Source organism: Stutzerimonas stutzeri, assembly GCF_000219605.1.
Taxonomy (GTDB): domain Bacteria; phylum Pseudomonadota; class Gammaproteobacteria; order Pseudomonadales; family Pseudomonadaceae; genus Stutzerimonas; species Stutzerimonas stutzeri.
Window position 1 is genome coordinate 4,402,728 of record NC_015740.1, and the last position, 19,363, is coordinate 4,422,090.

The following is a 19,363-nucleotide window of genomic DNA, read 5'->3' on the forward strand; positions in this document are numbered from 1 at the left end:
ATACATGACCACTAGCGCAGCCGCCGTCGAGCACGGCAATCACCTCGCCGAAGGCGGCATTCTCGACCGCATCATCGCCGAAACCCGCCTGACCCCGGACGACGAGGCCTACGACATCGCCAAGCGCGGCGTATCGGCCTTCATCGAGGAACTGCTCAAGCCGCAGAACGAAAACGAGCCGGTGAAGAAGGCAATGGTCGACCGCATGATCGCGGAGATCGACGCCAAGCTCAGCCGGCAGATGGACGAAATCCTTCACCACCCACAGTTCCAGGCGCTGGAGTCCTCCTGGCGTGGCCTGAAGCTGCTGGTGGATCGCACGAACTTTCGCGAAAACATCAAGCTCGAACTGCTCAACGCCTCCAAGCAAGACCTGCTGGACGACTTCGAGGACAGCCCTGAAATCGTCCAGTCCGGCCTGTACAAGCACATCTACACGGCCGAGTACGGCCAGTTCGGTGGCCAGCCGGTCGGTGCGCTGATCGCCAACTACTTCTTCGATCCCAGCGCGCCCGACGTCAAGACCATGCAGTACGTCGCCAGCGTCGCGAGCATGTCCCATGCGCCGTTCATCGCCGCTGCCGGCCCGAAATTCTTCGGCCTGGAAAGCTTCACCGGCCTGCCGGACCTTAAGGACCTCAAGGATCACTTCGAGGGCCCGCAGTTCACCAAATGGCAGAGCTTCCGCGAACAAGAAGATGCCCGCTATGTCGGCCTGACCGTCCCGCGGTTCCTACTGCGCAATCCGTACGATCCGGAAGACAACCCGGTGAAGAGCTTCGTCTACAAGGAAAACGTCGCCGGCAGCCACGAGCACTACCTGTGGGGCAACACCGCCTACGCCTTCGCCAGCCGGCTGACCGACAGCTTCGCCAAGTTCCGCTGGTGCCCGAACATCATCGGGCCGCAGAGCGGCGGCGCAGTGGAAGACCTGCCGCTGCACCATTTCGAAAGCATGGGCGAGATCGAGACCAAGATCCCGACCGAGGTGCTGGTTTCCGACCGTCGCGAGTACGAGCTGGCCGAGGAAGGCTTTATCGCCCTGACCATGCGCAAGGGCAGCGACAACGCCGCCTTCTTCTCCGCCAACTCGGCGCAGAAGCCGAAGTTCTTCGGCAACAGTGAGGAAGGCAAGACCGCCGAACTGAACTACAAGCTCGGCACCCAGCTGCCCTACCTGTTCATCGTCAACCGCCTGGCGCACTACCTGAAGGTGCTGCAGCGCGAGCAGATCGGTGCATGGAAGGAGCGCACCGACCTCGAACTGGAACTGAACAAGTGGATCCGCCAGTTCGTCGCCGACCAGGAGAATCCGAGCTCCGAAGTACGCAGCCGTCGTCCGCTGCGCGCCGCCCAAGTCAACGTCAGCGACGTCGAGGGCGAACCGGGCTGGTATCGCGTCAGCCTCAGCGTGCGTCCGCACTTCAAGTACATGGGCGCGGATTTCACCCTGTCGCTGGTTGGCAAGCTGGACAAGGAATAAGCACTTGAACGGATACGGCAGCCTCTTCGAACGCCTCGGCGGTGACGCCGCGCGACGTTCCGGCTGGAGCCGCGAGGTCGCGGCAATGGCCTCGGTGGCTGCCCATCTGGCCAAGATGCTCAGCACCCGAGCGGGCAGCGTGCAGACGCTGCCCGACTACGGGTTGCCAGATCTCAACGATATGCGCCTGTCGCTGCACGACTCGCTGCAGCAGGCGCGTATCGCCATCGAGCGCTTCATCGAAGCGTACGAACCCAGGTTGACCCAGGTGCGCGTGCTGTCGCTGCCGCGAACCCACGACCCGCTGACCCTCGCCTTCACCATCGAAGGCCTGCTGGAAGTGGATGGCCTCAAGCGCCAGGTCAGCTTCTCCGCCAGCCTGGATGGCAGCGGGCAGGTCAAGGTCCAGTAAGGAGAGACAACGGATGTCCGGCAAACCCGCAGCCCGCCTCGGCGACCCTACCGCCTGCCCGAAGACGGGCCACGGCACCAACCCCATCGCCGCCGGCTCGCCCGACGTGCTGTTCGATGGCCTGCCGGCCGCACGCATGGGCGACGCTTCCGCCTGTGGCGGAGCGATGGCCAGCGCGGTGATCCCCAACGTGTTGATCGATGGCAAGCCGGCGGCAGTGGTGGGCAGTGTGGGGAGTCATGGCAATGTCGTGACCGCGGGTTCGGGGACCGTGGTCATCGGCAGTGGTCACCGCCCGGCGCCCTTCCTTGCGCCTGAGGTGCTTGGCATTGCAACCGCCGCGATTGCTGCGGCAACCAACGCGGTCAAGTCCCTTCTTCCAACCTCACCGCTGGCCCGCGCCTGGCAGGAAGAGCCGGGGGACCCCGCGCCGTTGGGCCTGGAAGAGGAAGACGAAGAAGAGGAGCTGGTCGAGCAGCCGCAGCAACAGGCTCGCCAGGACATCACCCTGCGAATCGGCGTGTTCTTCGACGGCACCGGCAACAACCTGGCCAATGCCGCCGTGACCGAGCAATGCCGCCAGAACGATCTGCAGTTGGTGGGCGAGCGCACCCTGCAGGAAGTCATCGACTATTGCCAAAGCCATGGTTTCAGCGACAGCAACGGCGACGGCTATTTCACCCAGGCTCCCGACGGCAGCTACGGCAATGCGCCAAGCAATGTGGCACGGTTGTATGGGTTGTATAAAGACGACGCACTCCGTCCATTGCAAGCGGGAGATACGGCCGCCTCGTTAGCTGTTTATCTGGATGGCATCGGCACCAGCAGTGGCGAAGCCGACTCGCTTTATGGCCAGATCACCGGACGGGGCGATACCGGAATACTGGCCCGAGTGAATCAAAGCCCAGAGACCATCAAGGAACAACTCAGCCTCTTCCAGGGAAGCAACCCCGACCTGCAAATCGACACTCTTGAGTTCGATATCTTCGGTTTCAGCCGCGGTGCAGCGGCGGCCCGGCATTTCGCCAACGAACTGCTCAAGCCCGGCGGCGGCGTACTGGCTGACACCCTGCGACCCGGCCAATTCGGCTTGGTCAACAACTTCGATTGGGCTGCTAATGCCCGTATCAACTTTATCGGCCTGTTCGATACCGTGGCTGCCGTTATCGACCCGCTGAAAGGCGACTATGATCCAGCCAACCACCTCAACCCCGGCATCAACCTTTATCTACCGCCCGGCTGCGCGCGCAAGGTGCTGCAACTGACCGCCCGCGACGAGAAGCGCTGGAACTTCGCCCTCAACAGGGTCGCCCCGGATCACCAGGAAATCTGCCTGCCCGGAGCGCACTCGGATATTGGCGGCGGCTACCGCCCCCTGATGCTCGAGCGGCTGCTGCTGAGTCGCCCACTCAGCTCCAAAGTGCCGGCCAATACGCCGCCCGAACAGACCCATGCCTGGCGCGAAACCTGGCGGCAATATCACCATTGGAAAGCCCTCGGCCTGCCCGACGAAGCGCTGAAAGAACCCAAGGTCTGGCCCAGCCGTAAACCTGTATTTCACGAGCGCGGCTTCAAGCGGCCGCCGGAGGACGTGGTCTACGGCCTACTGTTCATCGAACGCCAGGTTCGTGGCGAGTTGTCGCTGGTCTATCTACGGGTTATGCGGGAGCTGGCTGTGCAATACGGCGTTCCGTTCGATTTTATCGACGAACAGGAAAGCACAACCGCAATACCCGCTGAGCTTCAAAAGATTGCCAGTCACCTGTTGGCCTATGCCCAAGGGAGCCGGTACGGCCTGGACGAAGAGGACGAGCGCCTGCTCTGGTCACGCTATATCCACCTCTCAGCTCACTGGACGCCCAGCAGTGGTCTGCTGATCAGCAAGCCCGCGCCCAATGTCCGCCTGTCATATAACAACACGCCGCAACAGGATTATCCCGAATGAGAACCTTCCTCCTCGCCTGCGCCCTACTTCTACTCGGCGGCTGTGCCACCAGCCAGGGCCAGCCTGGACTGCCCTATCGTGCCTGGTTCGTCGGACTTGGCGCTCCCGAACATATGGAGGTCTGGGTCGAAAGCGTGGACGTGATCGATCGCCGCGGGCTGGCCTACAGCGAAGTCTATAGCGGTATCGTTTCCTATACCGGCAGCTCCTCCGGCTGGCCTGATCGAGTATCCGGAGGCAAGGGCAAGAACCTACCCGGCATCGACCTGCCGGAAATCATCTTCGTGCGCTGGCAATCGCTGGTCGAGCCGCAGACGTACAACGTGCGCATCAATATTCCCGAATGGGTGCGCGAGGAAATGCTCAAGCCACATGCCCCGTACTGCCTCGGAGAAAAGCGTGTCGTCGAGGGCATGCATCGCAAAGACATCACCATTGGCCTGGCCCCCGGCGGCATCGCCAAGGCCTGGGTCGGTGGCCCCTGCCTGCAATCTATCGAAATCGGGCGCTTCGAAGCCGCGATCAGCAAGGTCGGACCATACGGCGGCACATCCAACGGAGAACACCGTCCCCTCTCCGACAAAGCCAAGGCCTACATCGAGCAACACGGGGTGCCCTATGGCTCGTGGTAAACCCTCCTCACGCTGCGCCCGGCTGGCGCTCGCCGCCCTCGCGCTGACATTGGCCGCCTGCACCAACACTTCCCCGCCGCCGCGGGAACTGGCCGGGCGCTACGAACTGGTCGGCGTGGTGGAAATGGGCTCGCAGCTACTGCTCCAGGAACAGGGCACGTTCGAGGCGGTGCTCTACTACGGCAGCCTCGACATCCAGGGTCGAGGGCACTGGGCAATGGTGGACGGGCAGATCGAGTTGCGCGAACGCGGGCCGAGGGCCTTCTTCGACAAGATGAGGCTGAAGCCACACGGCAACTGCCTGCTCGTGAACCTGGACACCTCCACGGGATGCTACCGCCGACGCTAGGAGCCCCGCCGCGCAAGCGCGCCGGACACGAAACGACAAGGATGAATCGTTAGACATGTCTTTCAACCATTACTACCAGAGCGAGCTCACCGCCCTGCGCCAGCTGGGCAAGCGCTTCGCCGAGCGCAGCCCGGCGCTCGCGCCGTTCCTCGGCCAGGCCGGGCGCGATCCGGATGTCGAGCGGCTGCTCGAAGGCTTCGCTTTTCTCACCGGGCGGCTGCGGCAGAAGCTCGATGACGAGCTGCCGGAGCTGACCCACTCGCTGATGCATCTGCTGTGGCCGAACTACATGCGTCCGCTGCCAGCCTTCAGCATGCTGCAGTTCGATCCGCTGAAGCGCCCCGGCCCTGCACTGACGGTGCCGCGCAATACGCCAGTGGAATCCAATCCTGTGCAGGGCGTCAGCTGCTGCTTTCGTACCGCCTACGCCACCGAGGTGCTGCCTCTGGCATTGCAGGCGCTGGAGTATTCGGTCAAGGGCACCGGTGCGCTGCTCAGCCTGCGCCTGCAGATGAGCGCCGATGGCAATCTCGGCGAGATCGGCCTCAGCCATCTCCGCCTGCACCTGGCGGGCGAGCCCTATATCAGCCAGCTGCTCTACCTCAGCCTGTTGCGGCATCTGGGCGGCATCGAGCTCGTGCTGCTGAACGAACAGGGCCACCCGCTGACCGGTCCCGATGGCCGACCGCTGACGCCCTTGCAGCTCACCGCCAAGCAGGTCGAACCGGTGGGATTCACCGAGGATGAGGCGCTGATCCCCTACCCGCTCAATACCTTCCGCGGTTATCGCTACCTGCAGGAATATTTCGCCTTCCCCGACAAGTTTCTCTTCGTCGACCTAAAGGGCCTTGAGATCATTCAGCGCATTCCGGAGGATCTGCTCAAGCAGGCCCGCGGCCTGGAGCTGCGCTTCGACATTCACAAGGCCGGCGTGCAACGCATCCGCCCGACGCTGGACAACGTGCGCCTGTACTGTACGCCGGTGGTAAACCTGTTCCCGCACGATGCCATCCCGATCCGCCTGGACGGCAAGCAGGACCAGTACCTGCTGCTGCCGGCCGAGTACGATGCGCAGCAATGCGGCGTGTTTTCGGTGGATCGGGTCACCGGCTGGAAACCCGGCGGCATGGGCTACGAAGAGTACGTGCCGTTCGAATCCTTCGAGCATGACCCCAGCTTCGATGTGCCGGTGGCGCGCCCGCACTACAGCGTGCGCCAGCAACCTTCGCTGCTGGGCGAAGGCCAGGAAACCTGGCTCAGCTTCGGCCTGCGCAACCTCGACCAGCACGAGACGCTGTCCATCGAGCTGACCTGCACCAACCAGAACCTGCCGCGCCAGCTGAAGCTCGGCGACATCTGCAAGCCCTGCGAAGACACCCCGGAATTTCTCAGCTTCCGCAATATCTCGGCGGTCACCCCGAGCTACGCGCCGCCGCTGCAGCGCGACTATCTGTGGAAGCTGATCAGCAACATGTCGCTGAACTACCTGTCGCTGGCCAACGTCGAGGCGCTCAAGGTGATCCTCGAGACCTACGACCTACCACGCTATTACGACAAGCACGCCGACAACGTCAGCCGGCGGCGCCTCGGCGGCCTGACTCACATCGCCCACCAGCACGTCGATCGCCTGCATCGCGGGCTGCCGGTGCGTGGCGTACGTACCGAACTGACCATGAATCAGGACGGCTTCATTGGTGAGGGCGATCTGTTCCTCTTCGCCTCGGTGCTCAACGAATTCTTAGCCCTCTACGCCAGCCTCAACTCGTATCACGAGCTGCGCGTGCAGAGCACACAGGGAGAGGTGTACCAATGGACGCCGCGCATGGGTCAGCAACCGCTGCTCTGAAACCGCTCAACCGCGGCATCCGCGAGTACAGCCTGTTCCAGGGTGTGCTGCTGGTGCTCGATCGCCTGCGCCAGCTCAATCCCGGTCTGGATGACGAGGCGCTCTACGAGCGCCTGAATTCCAGGCCAACCCGAGCCTGGGCTTTCCCGGCAGTGATATCGAGCAGGTGCAGTTCTTCCAGGAGCACGGCGAGTGGCGTGCCCGCCTGCGCATCAACCTGGTCAGCCTGTTCGGCGCTGGCTCGCCGCTGCCGGCCTTCTACGGCGAACAAGCGCTTGGCGACAGCGAAGACGGCAACCCGACCCGCGACTTCCTCGACCTGTTCAACAACCGCCTGCAGCGCCTGCTGCTGCCCATCTGGCAGAAGTACCGATACCGCGCCCGCTTCACCAGCGGCGCCCATGACCCCTTCTCGGAGCAGCTGTTCGCCCTGGTCGGACTCAGCGGCGAGGCCATCCGCAGCGCGCCGGAGCTGAACTGGAAGCGCCTGCTGCCCTATCTCGGCCTGCTCAGCCTGCGCGCGCATTCGGCGGCACTGATCGAATCGGTGCTGCGCTACTACTTCAAGCACGCCGAGTTGAACATCGAGCAATGCCTGGAGCGCCGGGTGGAAATCCTCGGCGAGCAACGCAACCGCCTCGGGCTGGCCAACAGTCAGCTGGGCGAAAGCCTGGTGCTCGGCGAGCGGGTCCGCGACCGCGGCGGCAAGTTCCGCATCCATATCCGCCAGCTGGACTGGAATCGCTTCCACGAATTCCTGCCCATCGGCAGCGGCTACCAGCCGCTCTGTGCGCTGGTGCGCTTCACCCTGCGCGATCCGCTGGATTACGACCTGCGCCTGGAGCTTCGCCCGGACGAGATCCGTGAGCTGCGTATCGGCGCCGACAACAACTGCCGCCTCGGCTGGACCAGCTGGCTCGGACGCGACCGCGCCGACGGCCTGGTCACCCTGGGCAGCAAGACTCATTAAGGAAGATGAAAATGATCAACGTCGACTTACAGCAACTGGTGCAAGCCCTGGATGCCCCCAGTAAACAGGATCTGGAGGGCGCAGCCGAACGCTGCGTGGTACGTGGCGGCAGCAAGGTTCTCGTCGAGGACCTGCTGCTCGGCCTGCTCGAGCGTCCCGATGGACTGCTCAAGCGAGCCTTGCTGGATGCCGAAGTCGATACCGGCGCACTGGCGCAGGCGCTGCAACCGCGAGGCGAGCGCAGCGAATCGCGCAACCCGGTGTTTTCCACAGAACTGGTGCAATGGCTACAGGATGCCCTGCTGGTGGCCAGCCTGGAACTCGGCCAGAGCCAGATCGACCAGGCCGCACTGATTCTCGCGCTGCTGCGCAATCCGCTGCGCTATGCAGGCAGTCATTACCAGCCATTGCTGGCCCGGCTGGATGCCGAGCGCCTGCGCGACTTCGCCCTAAGCCAGCAGCCTCAAGGCAGCACTGGCAAACCTGCTGCCGGTGGCGAGTCGAACCTGGCGCGCTTTACCCACAACTTCACCCAACAGGCCCGTGACGGCAAGCTCGATCCGGTGCTCTGCCGCGACTCGGCGATCCGCCAGATGATCGACATCCTCGCCCGGCGGCGAAAGAACAATCCGATCGTGGTCGGCGAAGCTGGGGTCGGCAAGACCGCCATCGTCGAAGGCCTGGCGCTGCGCATCGTCAGCGGGGAAGTGCCTGCGGCGCTGAAGGGCGTCGAGCTGCTCTGCCTGGACCTCGGCCTGCTGCAAGCCGGTGCCAGCGTGAAGGGCGAATTCGAACGCCGCTTGCAGGGCGTGATCGACGAGGTGAAAGGCTCAGCCAAGCCGATCATCCTGTTTATCGACGAGGCGCACACGCTGATTGGCGCCGGCGGCCAGGCCGGTAGCGGCGATGCGGCCAACCTGCTCAAGCCGGCACTGGCACGCGGCGAGCTGCGCACCATCGCTGCAACGACCTGGAGCGAGTACAAGAAATACTTCGAGAAGGACCCGGCACTGGCCCGGCGCTTCCAGCCGGTGCAGCTGCACGAGCCGAGCGTTCCGGAAGCCGTCACCATCCTGCGCGGGCTGGCGCCGGTCTACGAAAAAAGTCACGGCATCTACCTGCGCGATGATGCGGTCACGGCCGCCGCCGAGCTGTCGGCGCGCTACCTGGCCGGCCGGCAGCTGCCGGACAAGGCCGTCGACGTGCTGGATACCGCCTGCGCGCGGGTGCGCATCAGCCTCGCCGCTGCGCCCGAGGCGCTGGAACGCCTGCGTGGTGAGGTCGCCGAAGGCGAGCGCCAGCGTGAAGCCATGCGCCGCGATCTGGCCGCCGGCCTGCCGGTCGACGCGGCTGTCCTCCAGCGGCTGGAGCAACGTCTGCTCACGGCGGGAGACGAAATCGAGCAGCTCGAATCCCGCTGGACCAGGCAGCGCCAGCTCGCCGAGCGCCTGCTCGAGCTGCGCAAACGCACCGCCGAAGCCCGCAGCGATGCAAACGAGGACGGCGAGGCCCCATCGCTCGATGAGCTCGAGTCCGAGCTACGCGCCGTACAGGCCGAACTCGCCATAGCCCAGGCCGAGCAGCGACTGGTCAGCCATGAGGTCTGCCCGCGCCTGGTGGCCGAGGTGATCAGCCACTGGACCGGTGTGCCGCTGACGCAGCTGGCTCGGGAGCACAACGCCCAGGTCGCCAACTTCGCCGCCGATCTGCGCGCCCGGGTGCGCGGTCAGGAACAGGCCGTGGAAGCGCTGGATCGTGCCATGCGCGCGGCAGCGGCCGGGTTGAACAAGCCCGACGCTCCGGTGGGCGTGTTCCTGCTGGTCGGCCCCAGCGGCGTCGGCAAGACCGAGACCGCCCTTGCCCTGGCCGACCTGCTGTATGGCGGCGAGCGCTTCCTCACCGTGATCAACATGTCCGAGTTCCAGGAGAAACACAGCGTTTCCCGCCTGATCGGCGCGCCTCCAGGCTATGTCGGCTACGGCGAAGGCGGCATGCTCACCGAAGCGGTGCGGCAGAAACCCTACTCGGTGATCCTGCTCGACGAGGTGGAGAAGGCCGATCCCGATGTGATGAATGTCTTCTATCAGATCTTCGACAAGGGCGTGGCGAATGACGGCGAAGGCCGCGAGATCAACTTCCGCAACACCCTGATCCTGATGACCAGCAATCTCGCCAGCGAGCGCATCGCCAGTTTCTGCACCGCCGGACAGCGACCGGCGGCCGAGGATCTGGAACTGGCCATCCGTCCGCAGCTGTCGCAGCACTTCAAGCCGGCCCTGCTCGGGCGCATGCGTGTGGTGCCCTACTACCCGATCATCGGCGAAGTGCTCGACGAGCTGGTCGCGCTCAAGCTGGCACGCTTCGGTGAGCGGTTGCAGCGTCGCCAGCTGCAGTTCAGCCACTGCCCGGCGCTGGTCACGCACCTCGCCGAGCGCTGCAGCGACAGCGACAGCGGTGCGCGCCTGATCGACCACCTGATCGAGCAGCACCTGCAACCGCTGGTGGTGGACCGCCTGCTCGATGCCATGGCCAGTGGCGAGCCGCTGCAGCGGGTACATGCCACGCTGGATGGCGAGGGTACACTGGTCTGTGAGTTCGCCTGAGATGTCCGCGATGTTCAATCAGGTGCCACAGCCGCTGCGCTATGCCGAGGCCCTGCTGGGCCGTTTCGCCGGGCTGGCGCGCGCGGCGAACGCCGACAGCCTGCTCGGTGGACTGGTGGAAACCGCGGCGCAGCTGAGCAACTGCCAACTCAGCCAGCTCTATTTGCTGGACGCCACCCACACTCGCCTGACGCTCTGCGCTGAATGGCACAACGGCCTGCTACAGCCACGCGAAGCCACCAGCCTGCCGAGTGATTACGACGGCGAGCAGCTGCTGCAATACTGCCTGTGCCAGAACCAGACCCTGTGCCTCAGCGAACTGGACAGCAATCTGCACGCTTCGAGCTTCCTGCCGGATAGCCCAAAGCCGTGGCGCAGCCTGCTCTGCCTGCCGCTGCAGGACGAGCAACAGCGCGTCGCCGGCCTGCTGCTGACGGCCAGTACCGAATCGCGCGAGCTGCACGGCTTCAGCGGCTCGCTGGCCCAGCTCGGCGCCTTCGGCCTCGCCCAGCTGCATCTTCTCCAGCGCCTGCGCGCGCCCGGCGGCACCGCGCCAGTTGCCGCGCCAGTCAGTCCCTGCGCCAGCGGTTACGGCCTCATCGGCGACAGCCCGCGCATGCGTGCGGTCTACCAATTGATCGGCAAGGTGCTGCACAGCCCGGTCAACGTGCTGCTCACGGGAGAAACCGGTACCGGCAAGGAACTGGTGGCGCGCGCCATTCACGATTGCGGGTTCCGACGCAGCAAACCCTTTATCGTGCAGAACTGCGCTTCGCTGCCTGAGCAGCTTTTGGAAAGTGAGCTGTTCGGCTACCGCAAGGGCGCCTTCACCGGTGCCGACCGCGACCGCAGCGGCCTGCTCGATGCGGCGAACGGCGGCACGCTGTTCCTCGACGAGATCGGTGACATGCCATTGCTGCTGCAGGCCAAGCTGTTGCGCGTGCTGCAGGAAGGCGAAGTGCGCCCGCTGGGCTCCACCGAAACCCACAAGGTCGACGTGCGCATCGTCGCCGCCACCCACCGTGACCTGCGCAGCCAGGTGGAGAACGGCCTGTTTCGCGAGGATCTGTTCTACCGCCTCTCGCACTTCCCCATCGAACTGCCGCCGCTGCGCGAGCGTGAAGAGGACATCCTGCGCCTGGCCCGGCATTTCGCCGACAAGGCCTGCGCGTTTCTCCAGCGCGATCTGTGTCGCTGGTCCGACGCCGCGCTCGAGCGTCTGGCAGGCTATGCCTTCCCCGGCAACGTGCGGGAGTTGAAGGGTCTGGTGGAGCGCGCCGTGCTGCTCTGCGAGGGCGGTGAGCTGCTGCCGGAACACTTCAATCTGCATGTGGAAGCAAGCCTGGACAGCAGCCTGAACCTGCGCGAACGCATGGAGCGGGTCGAACGCAGCCTGCTCATGGATTGCCTGCGCAAGAACGGCGGCAACCAGAGCCAGGCCGCCCGCGAACTCGGCCTGCCGCGGCGAACGCTGCTGTATCGCATGGAACGGCTGAATATCAGCCCGGCCGATCTCTAAGGAAGGAAAGACGCCATGTTCAACCCAGCCAACCAGGCCCACTTCACGCTTTCCCTCGAAGGCGTCGAGCACGACTTCAAGGTGCTCGAATTCCGGGGCCGTGAAGCCATCAGCCAGCCCTATCGCTTCGACCTGGAACTGGTCAGCGAGCGCCCCGACCTGGATCTGCAAAGCCTGCTGCATCGCCCGGCTTTTCTTGCCTTCGCGCCGGATGGCAGTGGTGTTCATGGGCTGGTGCATCAGGCCGCCCAGGGTGAATCCGGCAAGCGCCTGACCCGCTATCGCCTCACGCTGGTGCCGCAACTGGCCTACCTCGCCCATCGCACCAACCAGCGCATCTTCCAGCACCTGACGGTGCCGCAGATCATCGCCCAGGTGCTCGAAGAGCATGGTATCCAAGCCGATGCCTACCGCTTCGGGCTTGGCCCGGTGGTCTACCCGCCGCGCGAGTACTGCGTGCAGTACGACGAAACCGACCTGCACTTCATCCAGCGCCTGTGCGAGGAAGAGGGCATCCACTATCACTTCCAGCACGCTGCGAGCGGCCATGTGCTGGTCTTCGGCGATGACCAGACCGTCTTCCCCAGGCTCACCGCCACCGCCTATCAACGGGACAGCGGTCTGGTCGCCGACCAACCGGTGATCAAGCGCTTCGGCCTGCGTGTGGAAACCCGTACCAGCCGGGTCACGCGCCGCGATTACGATTTCGAGAAGCCACGCCTGACCATGGAGGCCGCGTTCCACAGCGATTTCCAGCCGGACCTCGAGGACTACGACTACCCCGGCCGCTTCACCGAGCGCGCCCGCGGCAAGCATCTGTCGCAGCGCGCCCTGGAGCGCCACCGCCACGATTACGAACTGGCCGAAGGCGAAAGCGACCAGCCCAAGCTGGTGAGTGGCCATTTCCTCCCGCTCACCGAACACCCGCGCAGCGACTGGAACCAGCTCTGGCTACTTACCGAAGTGCTGCACGAAGGAAAACAGCCGCAGGTGTTGGAGGAGGCCGTCACCAGTCATGTCGATAGCGGTGACGGCTTCGTCCAGGGCTACCGCAACCGCTTCAGCGCCACCCCCTGGGCCATCCCCTTCCGCCCGGCGCTTCGCCATCCGAAACCGAAGGTGCTCGGCAGCCAGACCGCCGTGGTTACCGGCCCCGCTGGCGAAGAGATCCACTGCGACGAGTACGGCCGCGTAAAAGTCCAGTTCTACTGGGACCGCGAAGCCCAGGCCGATGACAAGACCAGCTGCTGGCTGCGCGTCAGCTCCAGCTGGGCGGGTGACCGCTATGGCGGCATCGCCATCCCGCGGGTCGGCATGGAAGTGCTGGTGACCTTCCTCGAAGGCGATCCCGATCAACCGCTGGTGACCGGCTGCCTGTACCACAAGGAGCATCAGGTCCCCTACGACCTGCCGGCCAACAAGACCCGCACGGTGTTCAAGACCCTGAGCAGCCCGGGTGGTGGCGGCTACAACGAACTGCGCATCGAAGACCGCAAGGGCGCCGAACAGATCTACCTCCACGCCCAGCGCGACTGGGACGAGAACATCGAGCACGACCAGAAGATCCGCGTCGGCCACGAACGCCACGACACGGTGGAAGCCAACAGCTACAGCGAGTTCCGCGCCGAAGAACACCGCACCACCCACGCCGACCGCAAGACCGAAATCCGCGCCAACGACCACCTCACCGTGGGCAACAGCCAGCACCTGAAGATCGGCACCGGAAAATTCATAGAGGCGGGCAATGAAATCCACTACTACGCCGGCAGCAAGGTCGTCATCGACGCAGGAATGGAACTCACCGCCTCAGGCGGCGGCAGTTTCCTCAAGCTCGACCCCAGCGGGGTGACGCTGAGCGGTGCGACGATCCGGATGAATTCGGGTGGCGCAGCCGGAAAGGGCTCGGGGCTGAAGATTCTGGCGCCGGTGATGCCATGGTTGGCGACCAGCGCCGTTGCCGGCAACCTCACCTTGCCTGCCTTGATCAACATGTCGCAGCAACTCAAACTGGCCGCGGCCGCCAAGCTGCTGCTGGTCAAGCAATGCGGAATGCGAGCCGATGGCTCATGCCAGTTGGAGGTTTGCCCATGCGGCAAGAACGCGAGCACGGTCTGATGCAGGCTGTAGAGGAACCGGATATCGAGCGAGATGACCTCTATCTGCTGCTCGATAGTGCTGCATTACCGGCTCTGCAGATCATCTACCAACACGACGACGAACCCCACCTGGAGCTGCTGTACCGAGGCACGCGCCATGAGTCCATGCGGGAATGCAGCCCCGTCCTGTACAGCCTCGCGGGGCAGCATCTGATGTGGCAGAACCGGGAGCGCTGGCAATCGGCAGGGCTGCTGTTGGAAAGCGCGGCGAGCATCGATGATCTGGCGAATCATTTGCGCAGCCTTCTCAGCGTCAGATTGCCCTCCGGTGACCTGGCGTTCTGCAGGTTCTACGACCCAGCCTTGAGCGAGCGCTTCTTCGACAGCCTCACGCAAGAAGAGCTGGGCGCTTGGCTCGGCCCGATCAGCGGCATCTGGCTGACCACCGAGCAGAGCGAATGGCGAGGTTTCACCACAAACCAGATTTCTCTCAGCAGAACTGCTGACGACGAGGGCTGGTTTGCGCTCCGTCCCGAGCACCTCGCTCATTGGCAACAACAGGAGCGACAGCGTTTCATTCAGCGCCTGATCAGCCATTTTTCTGCAGACAACTTTCATGAAAAGTCCATCCCGGAGCTGGAAGCGGTCGTCAAGCAGCGCGTGCACGAAGCCGAGGCATTCGGTATCGAGGCCGAACGGCACCTGTTCGCTTACGTTGAATTAGCGCTGCAGTTTCCCGATGCCATCGACAGCCCCGAGGTTCGAACGGGGCTGACCGACAAGGAAGAACCTGCCGAGCACCGGCTGGCTCGAATCGAAGCCAGCCTGCTTGGACTGCACGGATAAAGCGAATGGAATACACGATACAGAGGGGCGACACCCTGACTCGGATCGCCAGCGATCACGGCACCACCGTCAGCAGCCTGTTACGCCTGAACCCGCAGATTGAAAACCCCAACCAGATCCAGGCTGGCCAGGTCTTGCGCATGCCCGCGTCGAGCAGCCCGGCGCGCGCCGGCTGCACCGCGGGACAGATCATGCAGGACAGCCAGTGCAGCGGGGCTGCATTCGACGTCGCCTTCTACTGGAACGAAGAGGTGCAGAGCCGCCAGGCGATCTATGAGGCGATCTACGGACGTGAAATGCACTTCCTCCACCGCTCGTTGTTCCAGCGTAACAACGAGCATCTCAACGAGACGGTAATGCCTGGAGAGATCGTCATCGTCTCCAACATGCCGCGTACCGACGCCGACCGACAACGCCTGGAAGCCCTCAGGGAACAGGCCCGGCTCGCAAGTGAAGGCATTCAACAGTTGTCAGCTGCCGAAGCCATGACGGTCAAGCGGCACTTGGAAGTTCTGGACTACGTCTCGTGGGAAACGGTCGCATCCCACCAGAGCACCGCGCTGGGTGTACTGAGTGCCGCAGCCGGACGCCAGCTAGGGGACGTCAAGAGCACGCTGGAAAAGATCAACGTCGCGTATGTCGACGAGCTCAGCCGCACCGGAAACCCCAACCGATTTTCGCCGGAGTTCTATGCGAAGCGTCAGCAGCTATTCGGCCAGCTGAATCATTCTCTTGGCCGCCTGACCCTTTCAACTGTCAATATCCGTAATTACGACAGCATCAAGACCACGCTCGGTCTATCGACCAAATCGATCCTGCATAACGCTTCCGCGATTACCGAAAGAGGCGAGGTTCCGCAGCTTGGGCAACGGATCAATACGGTTTCAAATTGGGCGAAAGGCGCCGGCCGCTTAGGTTACTTGGGTATCGCCATCGATGGTGGCGTTCGATTGAACAGAATCCATGACGCCTGTTCGTTAGAGGATAGCGGTAGCTGCAAGCAAGTCAGCTTTAAACAAATCGGCGGGTTCGTTGGTAGCGCAAGTGTCGGCGGGATAGGAGGCTTTCTAACTGCACAAGCAGCCACAGCCATTGTTGGTGGCATTGCATTAGCTCTCGGCGTAACTGTAGGAGCACCAGTTTTACTCGTAGTGGGGTTAGCTGGTGCCGGTCTTGGCGCCTATTATGGTGGGAGTGAAGGAGGCGAACTCGGCGAAATGCTAGGCGAAGTAATCTACGAAGGGGTGCAATAGATGCCCACTGCAATCTCCCTTAAAGCAATAATGCTATATGCATTATTTTCCATATTGGCACTCGGCACCATTAATAACTTGTACGTATCTTTTTTTGCGATACATAGGCTAGATCGTTATTTTTCAAAAAAACATGATCCTAACTGGGAATCCAATAGCCCATTCGAAAGTTTTTACCGGCTTCACAAATACAGCTTTCTATATTCGTTTGGCATAAACCGCCCAAAAGTTAATAAGGCTATCTCGCTTTGGTTGTATTTTTCCAGCTTCAGCCTTTCCTGCATATGGGTCAGCTTAGGCCTTGCAGCAGCGGGAAAATACTTCGACATCGGCCCGTTCTCATAGCTCAGCGTTTCAAGGAAGCCATTCGTAGCGTGGGTAACCGTTCGGCAGCCAAACGCTGGCGGCCGATGAACGGGCGAGGATTAAGCCCGCTGAAGTGACAAAATGACATCACAGCTGCGCCTGCAGCCTTTCGATGATCAGAGTCACTCACATGCCCGCCAATCGCCGCTATTCCATCATTCTCGAACACTCCGGGCAGGTCCTGCTGGAGCAGGCCTCGCTTGAGCAGGTCGAGGCGTTCTGGGATGCCAATGACGAAACCTATTTCGGCTTGCGTATCGAGGACGCCCAGAGCGAACACGCACGCGTGTACGTCACGGACGAGATTCCGGAAGACGAAGAACTCGCCCTGCCCTGATCGCCTGCACTGCTCCGCTTTCGCGCCCCGCCTGAGTACGAGTTCGGCATAATCGTCTGCCCGACCGCGGAGCAACGGCCATGCAGATCGACGAAGAGCTGACCCTGAAGAAGCTGGAAGTGTTTCTGGCCTTCATGCGCAGCGGCAATCTGGGCAAGGCCGCGGTCGAGCTGAACACCAGCAACGTCAGCGTGCATCGCGCCATCCACTCGCTTGAAAGCGCGTTGCGATGCCCCCTGTTCAAGCACGAGGGGCGCAACCTGATTCCGCTGGAAAGTGCCTATGTACTCGAAGAGCGTGCCCAGCAGCTGGTCAAGGACGTGCTCGAGACGGTGCGGCGTACCCGCGAGGCGGCCGGTTTCTCGGCCGAGCGCTTCAAGCTCGGTGCGCTCTACTCGCTGACGGTGAAGACCGTGCCGCAGCTGATCATGGGCCTGAAGCTGCGCCGCAGCGAGCTCAACATCGACCTGATCCTGGGCTCCAACGTCGACCTGCTCTACAAGCTGAAGAACATGGAGCTGGACGCCATTCTGGTGTCGCTCAACGAGAGCGTCGCCGATCCGGACTGCGCCCAGGTGCAGCTGTTTTCCGACGACATTTTCCTCGCCGCGCCAGCCGACTCGCCGTTCGCCAACCAGAGCGAAGTGGATCTCAGCGATCTGCGTGACGCCACTTTCATCACGCTGTCCCAGGGTTTCGCCACCCATCAGGACGGCAACCGGGTGTTCCAGCTAGCGGGTTTCGAGCCAAAGGTGGCGATGCAGGTGAACGATATCTTCACCCTGCTGAGCATGGTTAATTCGGGCGTGGGCTACGCGCTGCTGCCGGGGCGCGTGGGCATGGTCTACGAATCGCGGGTGCGACTGATCCCGCTGAAGGCGCGCTATCACCTGCAGCAGCACATCGGCGTGGTGTTCCTAAAGGCCAAGGAGCGCGACCCGAACCTGCTGGCGCTGCTCGCCGAATGCCGGATGTATGCCCGGCGCGCGCTGGAGCAGAACGAGGATGCCAAGCCTGAAACGACGTAGGGAGGAAAACCCGCGCAGCGGTTTTCCACGCGTTGGCATATGGCCAGCCGGATCGGCATGATCGGCGCCGCAGTGGTGGAAGAGGCTTCGCCGTCTTCCACCCTACGACTGCATGACTAGGCGACGGCTGTCTGCCCGGATGCCACCGGAGCCGGCCGGCCCAGGCTTTGCGCTACCACGTCACCAACCATATCCGCGGTGATCGCACTCAGCGTCCAGCCCAGGTGCCCATGGCCGGTGTTGTAGAACACGCAGGGCGAGCTGCCGCGGCCGACCTTGGGCATCATGTTCGGCATCATCGGGCGCAGGCCGGCCCAGGGCACCACGCTGCGGGTGTTGACGCCGGGGAAGCACTGGTTGACCCACTCCACCAGCGGGCGGATGCGATCGGCACGGATGTCACGGTTGTAGCCGTTGAACTCTGCGGTGCCGGCGACGCGGAAGCGGTCGTCGCCCAGGCGGCTGCTGACCAGCTTTGTTTCGTCGTCCAGCAGGCTGACGGTCGGAGCCGAGGCGCGGCTGATCTCGTCGGTCAGGTTGACGGTGATCGAGTAGCCCTTGACCGGGTAGATGTTCACCCGGTCGCCGAGCTGGGCTGCCAATGCACGGCTGGCGGTGCCGGCGCAAACCACCAGGCCGTCGAACTCCAGCCGCTCGTCACCGCCAACGCCAGCGAGGACCACGCTGGCACGCTTGCCGTCGCTGGCCACCGACTTCACGTCGGCACCGTAGCGGCAGCGCACGCCAAGCCGCTCGATGGCGGTGGCCAGGCCGTGGGTGAACTTGTGGATATCACCGGTGGAGTCGCATTCGGTGTAGTAGCCGCCGTAGTAGCTGCCAGCCAGGGTTGGCTCGATGGCGCGCATCTCCTCGGGCGTCACGCTGCGCCGCGGCAGGCCGCCTTCGGCGAGCAGGCGCGAAACCTCAGCGGCATGATCGAAGCCGGCCTTGTCGCGGTAGATGTGCAGGATGCCTTTCTTCTTCAGGTCGAAGTCGATGCCTTCGGCTTCGGCCCAGGCGAACAGATGCTCGCGCGCGGCGATGGCCAGCCGAGCGGTCTCGACCGTGTTCTTGCGGTAGTTGGGGATCGAGCCGATGAACTCGGCGAACCAGGAGAGCTTGTGCCAGCTGGGCTTGGGGTTGACCAGCAGCGGCGCGTCGCTCTTGAGCATCCACTTGAGGCCCTTGACGATCGTCGACCAGTGGTTCCAGACCTCGGCATTGGACGCCGACAGCTGGCCGCCATTGGCGAACGAGGTCTCCATGGCCGCGTAGCGGTGCTTTTCCAGCAGGGTGACCGAGAAGCCGCGCTTGGCCAGGGCATAGGCGGTGGTGACGCCCGTGATGCCGCCACCGATGACTGCGATTGTTTTCATTGTTGCGCTCCAGAACGTCGAGGGGTCATAGCCCGTGCGCCCAACGCGCGGCGGGCGCCCCCTCTGTTCTGGACCTGAGAGATTCACGAGCGCATGACGGCTCGCTTGCTCCTTCGGTGCGCCCGGCGACGAAAACCGGGCGGCTCTTCAGAGTTTCAGCGGTGGTAGCGGTCCTTTTGCCTGAGAGTTTCCGGGGCGGTTGCTCCTTCGGCGCTGCCCTGACGGCAGTCTCTCCCGCTAGCACATCGATGCGCGCCACTGGCCAGCTGTGGCAAATGGTCGCGCATCGCAGGTGACACCCT

The 19,363-nt window shown here is 63.3% G+C and carries 14 protein-coding genes, 1 pseudogene and 1 riboswitch; of the genes and pseudogenes, 14 read left to right on the forward strand and 1 reads right to left on the reverse strand.

Going from position 1 to position 19,363, the window contains the following annotated elements; translation table 11 throughout:
* Positions 1-4: 4 nt before the first annotated feature.
* From tssC to PSTAB_RS20285, 14 genes and pseudogenes are all read left to right on the forward strand, one after another.
* On the forward strand, positions 5-1,483 hold the full coding sequence (gene tssC, locus PSTAB_RS20220; protein WP_013984440.1) for a type VI secretion system contractile sheath large subunit: 1,479 nt from the start codon (positions 5-7) through the stop codon (positions 1,481-1,483).
* 4 nt (positions 1,484-1,487) lie between these two features.
* A complete protein-coding gene (gene tssE / locus PSTAB_RS20225) occupies positions 1,488-1,895 on the forward strand; it encodes a type VI secretion system baseplate subunit TssE (protein WP_003303358.1) in 408 nt (135 codons plus the stop codon).
* A 13-nt stretch (positions 1,896-1,908) separates the two neighbouring features.
* A complete protein-coding gene (locus PSTAB_RS20230) occupies positions 1,909-3,840 on the forward strand; it encodes a PAAR domain-containing protein (RefSeq protein ID WP_013984441.1) in 1,932 nt (643 codons plus the stop codon).
* Positions 3,837-4,472, forward strand: coding sequence for a DUF2931 family protein (locus PSTAB_RS20235; RefSeq protein ID WP_013984442.1), 636 nt, complete (start codon positions 3,837-3,839; stop codon positions 4,470-4,472). Before PSTAB_RS20230 ends, PSTAB_RS20235 begins: the two co-directional genes overlap by 4 nt.
* The gene (locus PSTAB_RS20240) at positions 4,459-4,821 is read left to right on the forward strand and encodes a hypothetical protein (RefSeq protein WP_013984443.1); all 363 of its coding nucleotides are present in this window, start codon (positions 4,459-4,461) and stop codon (positions 4,819-4,821) included. Before PSTAB_RS20235 ends, PSTAB_RS20240 begins: the two co-directional genes overlap by 14 nt.
* Before the next feature lie 55 nt (positions 4,822-4,876).
* A complete protein-coding gene (gene tssF / locus PSTAB_RS20245; protein ID WP_013984444.1) occupies positions 4,877-6,667 on the forward strand; it encodes a type VI secretion system baseplate subunit TssF in 1,791 nt (596 codons plus the stop codon).
* Positions 6,631-7,637, forward strand: a pseudogene (tssG, locus tag PSTAB_RS20250) (type VI secretion system baseplate subunit TssG). Before tssF ends, tssG begins: the two are co-directional and overlap by 37 nt.
* An 11-nt stretch (positions 7,638-7,648) precedes the next feature.
* Complete coding sequence (tssH, locus tag PSTAB_RS20255; protein WP_013984446.1) at positions 7,649-10,240, forward strand: type VI secretion system ATPase TssH; 2,592 nt, start codon at positions 7,649-7,651, stop codon at positions 10,238-10,240.
* Positions 10,241-10,250: 10 nt separating this feature from the next.
* Complete coding sequence (locus tag PSTAB_RS20260) at positions 10,251-11,759, forward strand: sigma-54 interaction domain-containing protein (RefSeq protein ID WP_013984447.1); 1,509 nt, start codon at positions 10,251-10,253, stop codon at positions 11,757-11,759.
* 15 nt (positions 11,760-11,774) lie between these two features.
* Positions 11,775-13,874, forward strand: coding sequence for a type VI secretion system Vgr family protein (locus PSTAB_RS20265; protein ID WP_013984448.1), 2,100 nt, complete (start codon positions 11,775-11,777; stop codon positions 13,872-13,874).
* Positions 13,802-14,701: a DUF4123 domain-containing protein gene (locus PSTAB_RS20270; RefSeq protein ID WP_232243992.1), complete on the forward strand. Its 900-nt coding sequence runs from the start codon at positions 13,802-13,804 to the stop codon at positions 14,699-14,701. The genes PSTAB_RS20265 and PSTAB_RS20270 overlap by 73 nt, the downstream gene beginning before the upstream one ends.
* A gap of 5 nt (positions 14,702-14,706) precedes the next feature.
* Positions 14,707-15,954, forward strand: coding sequence for a LysM peptidoglycan-binding domain-containing protein (locus PSTAB_RS20275; protein ID WP_013984450.1), 1,248 nt, complete (start codon positions 14,707-14,709; stop codon positions 15,952-15,954).
* A 496-nt stretch (positions 15,955-16,450) separates the two neighbouring features.
* Complete coding sequence (locus PSTAB_RS20280; RefSeq protein ID WP_013984451.1) at positions 16,451-16,657, forward strand: hypothetical protein; 207 nt, start codon at positions 16,451-16,453, stop codon at positions 16,655-16,657.
* A gap of 80 nt (positions 16,658-16,737) precedes the next feature.
* Positions 16,738-17,685 carry a LysR family transcriptional regulator gene (locus PSTAB_RS20285; protein ID WP_013984452.1) on the forward strand — a complete coding sequence of 316 codons (948 nt, stop codon included), beginning with the start codon at positions 16,738-16,740 and terminating at the stop codon, positions 17,683-17,685.
* A gap of 116 nt (positions 17,686-17,801) precedes the next feature.
* Here the strand turns inward: PSTAB_RS20285 and PSTAB_RS20290 are convergent, their stop codons facing one another.
* Positions 17,802-19,061, reverse strand: coding sequence for a D-amino acid dehydrogenase (locus PSTAB_RS20290; protein ID WP_013984453.1), 1,260 nt, complete (start codon positions 19,059-19,061; stop codon positions 17,802-17,804).
* Between the two features lie 158 nt (positions 19,062-19,219).
* A riboswitch (glycine riboswitch) is annotated at positions 19,220-19,308 on the reverse strand.
* Between the last annotated feature and the right edge of the window lie 55 nt (positions 19,309-19,363).